The organism is Legionella sp. km772, from assembly GCF_003989735.1.
GTDB lineage: Bacteria > Pseudomonadota > Gammaproteobacteria > Legionellales > Legionellaceae > Legionella.
Genome location: NZ_RZGQ01000015.1, coordinates 23,529 through 34,497, shown reverse-complemented (window position 1 = coordinate 34,497; position 10,969 = coordinate 23,529). Strand labels below are relative to the sequence as shown.

Here is a 10,969-nt window from a genome sequence, read left to right as displayed (position 1 = left end):
AGCTCTCCTGGCCTATGGACTTGTGGATAAGCCATTCTGAGAGTAAGGTGAATGAACTAACAAACCGGGAATAGCTCTTATTTTTCCTGAATTTTGTTCCAGATCCCCGGACCTAGCTAACTATACCTTTATTAGAAAAAAAATAGGCTTTAAAACAACAAAAATTAAACTATTAGAAGCTGCTAAAAAAGAAGTGGAATTTGCGATTACCACAGCTAGCTATAACAAGGCTACTTTAAAGTTTTTTAGCAATATAGACGAAAGTCAATTAAAAGCTAACCCGCGATCTCTATTTTTAGAGGGTTCAAAATGCTTAGATAGAGAAATCATGCGCCAGAGAGAAAAAATTGATTCCTTAGAAGCTTGTTTACCCGTATTGCCTAGTAAAGAGAGTGAAGATGCACCAAGTTTTGTTTCAGAACCCCAACCAACAGAGCTGAGATATTAAAACTATCTCCTTTCTCGCTGCCGCGGATTTCTGGCCGCGGCCAGTTTCGCTTAAATGCTTTAGAATATCTATCCACCGAACATTTAGTTTGTCTCATCATCTAGTTTTTTCAGAAAGGCTAATTTTTCCGCTATTTTAGCTTCGAGCCCTCTTTGCACAGGAACATACCAATGAGGCTCAGCCATACCCTCAGGAAGATAATGCTCGCCAGCAGCATAAGCGTGGGGTTCATCATGAGCATATCGGTAAGCATGACCATAACCTAAATCCTTCATTAAATGAGTAGGTGCATTACGCAAATGAATCGGCACCTCTCTTGATTGATCTTTTTTAACAAAAGCCTTAGCTTTATTGTAAGCTACATAGCCTGCATTACTTTTAGCAGCAACCGCCAAATAAATAACGGTTTGAGCTAGAGCTAGTTCCCCCTCAGGTGAGCCCAAACGTTCAAAAGTTGCAGCGGCATCATTGGCGAGTTGTATAGCCCGGGGATCAGCCAAGCCAATATCTTCCCAAGCCATGCGAATAATACGACGAACTAAATACAAGGGATCAACTCCTCCATCCAGCATTCGACATAACCAATATAAGGCAGCATCAGGATTTGAGCCCCGCACGGATTTATGTAAAGCGGAAATTTGATCATAAAATTGTTCACCACCCTTATCAAAGCGGCGTCGACTTTCGGCTAAAGCATTGCTAATAAATTCTTTATTAATGGTATCAATACTACTCGCTTGTGCAGCTGTTTTTATTTGTTCTAGTAGATTAAGAAGACGCCTAGCATCACCATCGGCATAAGCAATCAGCAACTCTTGTGCATCACGATTAAAAGTTAAATGTGATAAAATCAAATGATGGGCTTTGTTAAATAATTGCATTAATTCATCATCTGTTAAGGATTTTAGAACATAGACTTGGGCACGGGATAAAAGCGCTGAATTAACCTCAAAAGAAGGGTTTTCGGTGGTTGCACCTATAAAAGTAATTAAACCCGATTCAGTATAAGGTAGCAGAGCATCTTGTTGTGACTTATTAAAACGATGAATTTCATCGATAAATAAGATGGTGTGCCGTCCGTGAAGCAAATTTTGTTGAGCTTGTTCAATCGCACCACGTATATCTTTTACTCCTGAAAAAACTGCAGATAGAGCAATCCACTCACAATCAAAAGCTTGGGCACTAAGACGAGCTATAGTCGTCTTCCCTACGCCAGGCGGCCCCCAGAGGATCATTGAGTGGAGTTTTCCACCTAAAAAACTTAGTCTTAGCGGTTTTCCTTCACCGAGCAAATGGCTTTGGCCAATTACTTCATCTAGATGCTTGGGTCTTAATAATTCAGCTAGGGGTGGTATTGGATCAGTTTTAAATAAGCTCATAGATTGTTTACTCAAGGAAAATTAACGCATAAGTCATTTTGACTAAACCGCTCCGATGAAGTAGTTTTGGTAATACCGATCCACCTTAAGGTTAGGTATTAATTGAGTCAATTTAATGTAGGTTGGGTCGTGAGACCCAGTATTCAAGATAAAAGAGCCAAATAATTTTACAAAAAAGCAAGCACTACTGTTTCACTACATCCACTCCTTTGGGAGGGGTAAACTGAAATAATTTAGCAGATAATTTATCATTACTTTTTATTTGCGATAAAGTCACATAAGTAATTTGCCCTAATTGATCATATAACTCTAATCCAACGAGCTGCTCTTTGTTAAAAATTAGTTTAATGCGTTGGAAGTTTTCTTTAGCTGCTTTTGCTTTTAAATCAAAAACTGTTTTTTTACCGTCATTTTTTTCTGAAACATCAAAATCTTTTGCGACTTGGTTATCATAGCCACTTAAAAATAGAGCCGCTGTTCCGCCTAAACCCCTTTCTTGTTTTTTGACAGTCACCTGCTCTAATTCAATGTCATATATCCACATTTTTTGCCCATCAGCGACAATTAATTGCTCCATGGGATCTACCGTTTTCCAACGGAAACGCCCTGGCCTTTGCAAAGCCATAGTACCTGAGGAGCGTGAAACTGTTTTTTGTTTTGCCTTCACTGTTTGCTTAAAATCCGCAGACATAGTACTTAAGGCATTTAATTTATTTTGTAACACCTCCCCCGGACTTTCACTGAAAGCAAAAGCGGAATAACAACATAATGACAGAAGCAAGGCTAATTTTTTCATTTTTTATTCCTCTGTTATGGAATTGACTAGTACGTCTCTATAACCGCCATCTAAGGGGCCTACAATTCCAGTTCGTTCCATTTCCTCAACCATCCGGGCCGCACGGTTGTAACCAATTTTCAAGCGTCTTTGCACTGATGAAATACTGGCTTTTCTTGTTTGAATTACGAACTCTACTGCCTGATCATATAAAGGATCATCATCTTCTGCAGATTGACCATCCTCATCAACACCGCCACCTTCATTACCATCTGGAGATAATTTTAATATATCTTCAATGTAATTAGGTTCGCCCCGGGCGCGCCAGTCATCAGCAATACGATGCACCTCTTTATCATCGACGAAAGCACCATGCACGCGCAAAGGAGCGCCACTACCTGGAGCCAAATACAACATATCACCATGACCAAGTAACTGCTCTGCACCCTGTTGATCCAGTATAGTACGAGAATCAATCTTAGAGGATACTTGGAATGAAACTCGGGTGGGTATATTAGATTTGATTAAACCCGTCAACACATCGACCGAAGGCCGTTGAGTTGCAAGAATCATATGAATGCCTGCAGCTCGCGCTTTTTGTGCGATTCGTGCGATAAGTTGTTCGACCTTTTTCCCAACAACCATCATCATGTCCGCTAATTCGTCAATGACGACAACAACATAAGGTAAGGCTTGTAATTCTGGAGCCGTGGTATCCATAGAGTCTGTAGGCTTCCATAAAGGATTGACCAAAGGTTCGCCGCTAGCTGCTGCCTCAGTTATTTTTGTGTTAAAGCCTGCAAGATTTCTTACCCCTAGGGCAGCCATTAATTTATAACGGCGCTCCATTTCTTCCACACACCAACGCAATGCGCTCGCTGCTTCTTTCATATCGGTCACAACAGGCGTTAATAAATGAGGAATGCCATCATACACGGACAATTCCAACATTTTGGGATCTACCATAATTAAGCGGACCTGTTCAGGTGTAGCCTTAAATAGAATACTCAAAATCATGGCATTAATACCTACTGATTTACCTGAGCCAGTTGTTCCAGCAACTAAAAGATGAGGCATTTTAGCTAAGTCAACAACCATAGGATGACCTGCGATATCAACCCCTAAAGCCAATGTTAAAGGAGATTGGGCATGTTGATATACATCGGCGGAGAGTACGTCAGACAAACGAACCATTTCTCGAGCATTATTAGGAAGCTCTAAACCGACTACTGTTTTTCCTGGAATAACTTCCACAACACGCACTGAAATAACAGATAAGGACCGAGCTAGATCTTTGACTAAAGCGGTTAATTTACTTACCTTTACTCCTGCGGCCAGTTGCAATTCAAAACGGGTTACAACAGGTCCCGGATGCACTGCCACTACATCAGCTTGAATGCCGAAATCTAATAAATGTTGCTCAACATTTCTGGATAAATTTTCCAACTCTTGATGAGTATATCCCCCCATAGGTTTACCGGGGTGGCCTTTATCTAATAAAGAAAGAGGAGGTAAACCTTCGATCACAACGGCATTAGTGATTTTAGGGATAGCAATCTCTTTAACTTCTTTAATTAAAGGTTTAGGAACAATCTTTTCTTTTATTTCTTCAGGAGCAATTAAAATGGGAGCAGGACGCTCTTCTTGCTCTTTAATTTTTTCTTTTTTCTCAGCACCGAATAGTTTAGGCAGAATAGTTTTCTCAACTACAGGTGGAAGAGTGTCTGGGGCATTTAGCTCTGGTGCTAGCACAGGAGGGACTTTGGGCAACTCAGGTTGGCTTTGTTTTTGGGTTTTATAATCTTCTATTTTGGCATTACTAAAATGCGCCATTTTTTTAACAAAAGCAAGAGAAGACGAAATGGCTAATAAAGTGTAATAGCCAATTAATTCTATCGCCTTTATCCAGGATAAACCGGTCAACCAAGTAATGCCTACTAAAAACATGGCAAACAAAACTAAGGTCGCACCATGCAGATTAAGCATTTGATACCAGCCACCACCTACGGCTTGACCAATAATACCACCTGCACTATGAATAGAATCTAGCGCTTTAATCTGTGGCTCTAAGCTTAATAGACCACACCCACCTGAAATCATGAGGATAAGACCCAGGCTACGTAATCCTGTAACTGTTTTATCCAGGGTTTTTAGCGTACGAAAATCTTTCATTATAGCCCATGCTACATAGACTATAGTTAAAGGAAGGAAATAGGCGAAATAACCAAAAGCAAAATATAAGGTATCCGCTAAGTAGGCCCCCACCTGCCCTCCTGAATTGGCAATGTCTGTCCCCGGTTGCGAAGCATGAGACCATCCCGGATCACTTAACTTATAGGTAAATAAGGACAAAAGAACAAACAAAGCCCCTGTTAAAATCAAAATAAAACTGCCTTCGGTTAGGCGCTTTATCATAAAGTCCGGCATGGTTTTTTTGGGAGTTCCAGCCTTTTTCCCTGAGTGTTGTTTTGCCATAGGTATTTTAATGTAGTTGTTTTTATCCTAATATTCGTTATCTTAACACAAAATATATAAAGGAAGGCAGACCAATGAGTAATAGTAACCACCATCGCTTAATTATACTTGGCTCAGGTCCAGCAGGTTACACTGCCGCGGTTTATGCTGCAAGGGCTAATTTAAAACCTGTATTAATTACAGGAATGCAGCCCGGTGGCCAATTAACAACGACTACTGAAGTAGATAACTGGCCTGGCGATATAGAAGGCTTACAAGGCCCCGCGTTGATGGAGCGTATGCAAAAGCATGCGGAACGCTTTGATACAGAAATCATTTTTGACCATATAGTTAAAGCCGATTTAAAACAATCTCCTTTTAGCTTACAAGGGGATAGCGCTACTTATACGTGTGATGCGCTTATTATCGCCACAGGAGCATCCGCACGTTATTTAGGTCTCGACTCTGAAACAGCTTATCAAGGTAAGGGTGTGTCAGCTTGCGCTACCTGCGATGGTTTTTTTTATCGCAATAAATCAGTCTGTGTGGTTGGTGGCGGAAATACAGCCGTTGAAGAAGCTCTTTACTTATCAAATATTGCAGCTTCAGTAACCTTAATCCATAGAAGAGATAGTTTACGAGCAGAAAAAATGCTACAAGACAAATTATTCTCAAAAGTAGAAAAGGGAAATATTAAATTAATTTGGAACTCTACTTTAGATGAAGTTATGGGGGATGGTAGAAAAGTAACGGGTGTTAGCTTACGTAATTTACAAGATGGTTCGAAGCAAGAGCTTAATTTTGATGGAGTTTTTATTGCTATAGGCCACACTCCTAATACCCAATTATTCCAAGATCAACTAGCAATGAGGGACGGTTACTTAACGATTAAATCTGGTTTAGATGGAATGGCGACCAGTACGTCAATTCCCGGTGTTTTTGCTTGCGGAGATGTAGCAGATCATGTCTACCGCCAAGCGATAACCTCTGCAGGCTTTGGCTGCATGGCAGCTCTTGATGCCGAAAAATATTTGGATCTATTGAAATAGTTTATTCATAGAGAATGATAATTCAGGTTGGGTCTATGACCCAACTGTTGGTTAATGATCTATACTCATTATCAATAGCGTCCATAGGTAGGCCTTAATTGATTGAACCGCATAAATATTGGTTTCCCAATCCTGAGACAAGTGATAAGCAAGGGTTATTATCAATTGGTGGTGATTTGGAACCTGAACGTATTTTATATGCTTATTCTCAAGGTATTTTCCCTTGGTTCGAGCCAGGTTGTCCTATACTTTGGTGGTCGCCAAATCCTCGTTTAATCCTCCTCCCGAATGAATTTAAAGTATCAAAAAGTTTAAAAAAAACTTTAACTAAATCATTTAACTATTCGATTGATACTGCATTTCCTGAGGTTATCAAAGCTTGCGCGACTTATTCAAACCGCGAAAATAACACTTGGATAACCCAAGAGATGATCCAGGCTTATGTAAACTTACATGAAATGGGTTATGCCCACTCTTTTGAAGTTTGGTATGAAGAGCAATTAGTAGGTGGCTTATATGGAATAAGTCTAGGCAAAGCGTTCTTTGGCGAATCCATGTTTCATTGCATGACTGATGCATCCAAACTAGCGATGAATTATCTGTGCTCAACTTTACGGAACTGGGAATTCGATTTCATAGATTGCCAAATGCCAACCAAGCATCTTTTGAGTTTAGGTGCAAAAATAATCAGTAGAAAACATTTTCTTCATTTATTACAACTAAGTTTAGAACACCCTAGCAAAATTGGCTCATGGGCTAGTTAATAAAGCTAATGCTTTACTAAGTAAGTATGAGCAAAATGAGCTACATGTTTTTCTATTTCACTAATCAAATCCTCATAATGAGGATCGGTCACTAATGATTTATCAAATTTTATCCGCCCATGATGCGCGTTCATAATTACTTTACCATTAAGTGTAACTTGATGATCTAAATCCTCTTTAGCTCTTCGACTGGCTTTCTTATTAACTATACTTTCAACAGCTTCTTGAATTCGTCTTTCTCCATAACCATGGGCGATTTTTTTAGCAATACTTTTTATTGCTTTTACATAAGCCGGGCCTTTATTCACAAAGGATAAAATCACTGATGCTGTTTTAGCTGAGACACGTGATAAATCCCCAATCGCTTTCCAGATCTCCTCAGGTACCTGAGGAAAAGCAAGATAGGCTTGCAAATTATTAAGATTAATATTTAAGCGTTGACTTAATTCTTGTTCTGAAATTTTCTGAGTATTCAATAAAGTATGATAAAACATGCCCTTTGAATATTCAGACACACTTTCCTTTTCATTCTCGGAGGCTAACACCGTAATAGCTTGTTCAAAAGTAAGGGTCCTAACAACAGCTAAAACATCCATTTTATATTTTTTACAAGCCATCCAACGGCGATAACCCGCAATAACAACATATTGAGCACTGGGATCATCTTTAGGCTTAAATGAAGCAGAAGGCCTAACTACTACGATAGGTTGGCACTGTCCGCCATGTTTAATGCTGGCTGCTAAATCATCAATATTACCCAATTCAAAAGATTTTCTATCTCTAAATTCCCAGGTATCAATTTTTGAGCAATCCAAATTCACAATATGCTCGGAATAACCCAACTCATTTTCGGCTGCTTTAAATCGTTCCAAAATCGCTTCTGATAGACAAAAGTTCTGCATATTAACTCCTACTACTTTAGAGATTAGCACTTATTTTTTGATGGATTACGGCAGGAGGTGTTACCCATACATTGGCAATTTTTATTATTTCATCTGCTAAATTTAAAAATTCTTTATGACTTGTGGAGCGTGATTTATAATCACCAACCCATTTTCCTTGAAATGGACTTTCTAAGACTACTGATTTAGCAGTGATACAGGTTTCAAAAGCTTGACCTGTTTTAATAAGTTCCGATATTAATTTTTCTGACAATTTCTGGCGTCTGTTCACTCTGCAAGCCAATATCTTAAAGGGTTTTTGCGCCATTCGAGGTATAGAAATAGCATCGGTTAAATTGGATTGATCCAAAAAACTAGGAGAACAAGGTAAAATAATAAAATCAGATAACATAATTGCTTTAAACGCTGCAGGCATGTAATTTGGTGGGGTATCTAAAATAATAAAGTCATATTTCTTCCTCAGACTTTCCATCTTTTCCATGGGTTTTTCTTCGAACAACTCCATGACAAAATTAATACGTTCACCCTGTCGAGCCCAATTTATAGCATCAGGTTTATCTTTATCCATATCAGCAACAATAGCTTTAAATCCTCTTTCAATTAGTGCACCACATAAATTTATAGCTGTAGTCGTTTTAGAGCTACCCCCTTTAGATTGACTTATTGCAATGACAAAACCCATTATCCCTCCGGGCTAAATAATAATCAATTGTTGTAATTATAGTACATTTTCTTGTTTGTTTTTATGTAAAAAAAGATTCATTATCAATTAACGAGGTTGTATACTGAGTAGTGACTTTTAGTGTTTACATTAATAAGGACTATAATGAAACAGCATTCCCCTCAATTTCTTAACTTAGTGAATCAAGCAAAACAAAACATCCATGAGCTCTCTGCAGAAGCGCTTAAAACAATGATTGATAGTGATGATGAGCTTTATTTAATCGATGTTAGAGAAGATCACGAGTGGACAACAGGCCACATTCCTACAGCCATACACATAGGAAAAGGAATTATTGAACGCGATATTGAAAAGACCATTCCTGATTCACAAGCTAAGATAGTCGTCTACTGCAGCGGGGGCTTTCGTTGCGCTCTAGTAGCTGATACCTTACAAAAAATGGGTTATAGCGATGTCCACTCGCTGGATAAAGGCTCACAAGGATGGGTTGATGCTGGCTATAAATTAACTCAATCTTAGATTATTAAGCACAGAACGAAAGGCTAAGATTGCCATTTCCTTCATTTTAGTGCACTATTCCACTTTTAATAAATTGTTACATCAATGAGAGACCTATGGCTAAAGAAGATCATATAGAAATGGCTGGTACAGTAATCGATACCCTACCTAATACCATGTTTCGTGTGCAATTAGATAACGGACATATTGTTACTGCCCATATTTCTGGTCGTATGCGTAAAAATTACATTAGAATATTAACTGGAGATAAGGTAAAAGTTGAGTTAACTCCCTATGATTTATCCAAAGGCCGCATTATTTTCCGCGATAAGAACTAACGCTTTAACTCATCTTAGCTGAATTTGATTATTCTAATTTCTGCTAAACGCATAGTTATTAATGTAGTAGATCACCAAGTCCCGCGTGAGCGGGAGACTATTATGCTCAGGCTCCCTACTTTAAAATTACCCTCTTTTGCCTAGCTGCAAAATACGAACCAATTTTTAGCTGATGCTTAAAAAATTATAGTCACTAATGAAGACCAAAACTTAATTATTGGTACCGCCTTTCCTAACAAGCGCAAAAATAAATCCCCCGATGACGCCCAGTGGCTTTTATTAACAATGTACTCCACTGGGTAAGGTCATCTGCTAAGCAAACTCAGAGTTCGGAGGTAGGTCTGACTTTTTAGCTCCACGATGGGATTTGACATGCCACAGTGGCAACATTAAAAATAATGGTATCAAACAGCAAATAAATAAAGTAAGAAAGAAATTATCCCACCCGTAATTTTTAATGATTGCACCTAAAGGAGCACCAGCGAGTACGGCACCTAGGCAATAAGCAAAAAATCCAGCAAAACCAGTTGCAGTCGCAGCGGCTTTTTTGTGGGCTAACTCCGCGCAAGCCATGCCAATCATCATTTGGGGCCCGAAGATAAAAAAACCAAAGAAAAAAAGAAACAGGGAATCGAAGAATGGCGTATACCCCTTCGTCATCGTGAAGAGCAGTAAAGTAATAAACACGCCTGCGGTAAAGAGCACATTAATTGGATTGCGTTTACCTTTGAATACGGTGTCTGATAACCACCCTGCAGCCAGACTCCCGAAAAATCCACCCACCTCAAACCAGACAATACACACACCGGCAGTAATTAATGAATAATCTTTTACCTCGGTTAAGTACAACATGCTCCAATCATTAATGGCTGTGCGCACCACATAAATAAATAAGTAAGAGATCGAAAGAATCCAAATGTAGGGGTTGCTTAATACATAATTCCACAGAATTTCTTTAACTGAGAATTCTGATTTTTCTTGCTGCTGATTAGCTGAACCCGAGAAATCATTACGGTATTGCTCTATGGTAGGCAAACCCAAGGACTGTGGAGTATCCCTTAAACGGTTGATTAAAAAAAAGCCGCCAAAAATGCAGATTACGCCGGGAACAAACATGGCTGAACGCCAACCATAATATTGTGCACACCAAGCAACAATAAATGGAATTAATGCGCCTCCTACATTATGGGAGGTATTCCAAATACTCCACCAACGGCCTCGTTCAGATTGTGAATACCAATGAGTTAATAATTTAGTACATCCTGGCCATCCCCAGCCTTGAAACCAGCCATTTAATCCCCAGAAAATGGCAAATAACCACCACGTAGAAGACATTCCAAACAAAATATTAAAAACACCTGTCAAAATTAGCCCAATCGCCATTAGGTAACGAGGATTTGACTTATCGCCAAGTATTCCACTTAAAAATTTACTGATACCGTAACTTAAACTCAAAATGCTTGCGATAAGTCCCAGCTCCGTTTTGGTCATTCCTAAAGTATTTTGTAATTCTGGCATCGCGAAGATAAAACTTTTTCGCGTAAAATAAAACAAAACATACCCCAGATACATGCCATAAAAGGTGCGAATTCGCCAATAACGATATTGTTGTTCAACAAGATTTTTATCTTGAAGCTCTGGAAGAAAAGGTGCTGGTTTTAAAATTTTAAATAAAGACAC

11 protein-coding genes are annotated in these 10,969 nt (G+C 39.0%); 5 read left to right on the top strand and 6 right to left on the bottom strand.

Translation table 11 applies throughout. The features are described 5' to 3' along the window. The first annotated feature begins 193 nt into the window (after nt 1-193). Nucleotides 194-448, top strand: coding sequence for a hypothetical protein (locus tag ELY15_RS03445; protein ID WP_127098255.1), 255 nt, complete (start codon nt 194-196; stop codon nt 446-448). Between the two features lie 83 nt (nt 449-531). Here the strand turns inward: ELY15_RS03445 and ELY15_RS03440 are convergent, their stop codons facing one another. From ELY15_RS03440 to ELY15_RS03430, 3 genes are all read right to left on the bottom strand, one after another. Then, nucleotides 532-1,827, bottom strand: a complete 1,296-nt coding sequence (locus tag ELY15_RS03440; RefSeq protein WP_127098254.1) for a replication-associated recombination protein A — start codon at nt 1,825-1,827, stop codon at nt 532-534. Between the two features lie 184 nt (nt 1,828-2,011). Next, on the bottom strand, nt 2,012-2,623 hold the full coding sequence (lolA, locus tag ELY15_RS03435; protein ID WP_127098253.1) for an outer membrane lipoprotein chaperone LolA: 612 nt from the start codon (nt 2,621-2,623) through the stop codon (nt 2,012-2,014). Between the two features lie 3 nt (nt 2,624-2,626). Continuing rightward, nucleotides 2,627-5,077 carry a DNA translocase FtsK gene (locus ELY15_RS03430; RefSeq protein ID WP_127098252.1) on the bottom strand — a complete coding sequence of 817 codons (2,451 nt, stop codon included), beginning with the start codon at nt 5,075-5,077 and terminating at the stop codon, nt 2,627-2,629. Between the two features lie 74 nt (nt 5,078-5,151). Between ELY15_RS03430 and trxB the strand changes: the two genes are divergently transcribed. Together trxB and aat are read left to right on the top strand one after the other, a co-directional pair. Continuing rightward, on the top strand, nt 5,152-6,105 hold the full coding sequence (gene trxB / locus ELY15_RS03425) for a thioredoxin-disulfide reductase (protein ID WP_127098251.1): 954 nt from the start codon (nt 5,152-5,154) through the stop codon (nt 6,103-6,105). Between the two features lie 98 nt (nt 6,106-6,203). Further along, nucleotides 6,204-6,869, top strand: a complete 666-nt coding sequence (gene aat / locus ELY15_RS03420; protein WP_127098250.1) for a leucyl/phenylalanyl-tRNA--protein transferase — start codon at nt 6,204-6,206, stop codon at nt 6,867-6,869. 5 nt (nt 6,870-6,874) lie between these two features. Here the strand turns inward: aat and ELY15_RS03415 are convergent, their stop codons facing one another. Both ELY15_RS03415 and ELY15_RS03410 read right to left on the bottom strand, forming a co-directional pair. After that, nucleotides 6,875-7,771, bottom strand: a complete 897-nt coding sequence (locus ELY15_RS03415) for a ParB/RepB/Spo0J family partition protein (protein ID WP_127098249.1) — start codon at nt 7,769-7,771, stop codon at nt 6,875-6,877. A 16-nt stretch (nt 7,772-7,787) separates the two neighbouring features. Continuing rightward, nucleotides 7,788-8,453, bottom strand: a complete 666-nt coding sequence (locus ELY15_RS03410) for a ParA family protein (RefSeq protein WP_127098248.1) — start codon at nt 8,451-8,453, stop codon at nt 7,788-7,790. Between the two features lie 144 nt (nt 8,454-8,597). Between ELY15_RS03410 and ELY15_RS03405 the strand changes: the two genes are divergently transcribed. Then, complete coding sequence (locus tag ELY15_RS03405; RefSeq protein WP_127098247.1) at nt 8,598-8,972, top strand: rhodanese-like domain-containing protein; 375 nt, start codon at nt 8,598-8,600, stop codon at nt 8,970-8,972. 95 nt (nt 8,973-9,067) lie between these two features. Further along, nucleotides 9,068-9,289, top strand: coding sequence for a translation initiation factor IF-1 (gene infA, locus ELY15_RS03400; protein ID WP_127098246.1), 222 nt, complete (start codon nt 9,068-9,070; stop codon nt 9,287-9,289). A gap of 312 nt (nt 9,290-9,601) precedes the next feature. On the opposite strand, the gene pgtP is transcribed toward infA, so the two are convergent. After that, nucleotides 9,602-10,969 carry an MFS transporter gene (pgtP, locus tag ELY15_RS03395; RefSeq protein ID WP_127098245.1) on the bottom strand — a complete coding sequence of 456 codons (1,368 nt, stop codon included), beginning with the start codon at nt 10,967-10,969 and terminating at the stop codon, nt 9,602-9,604.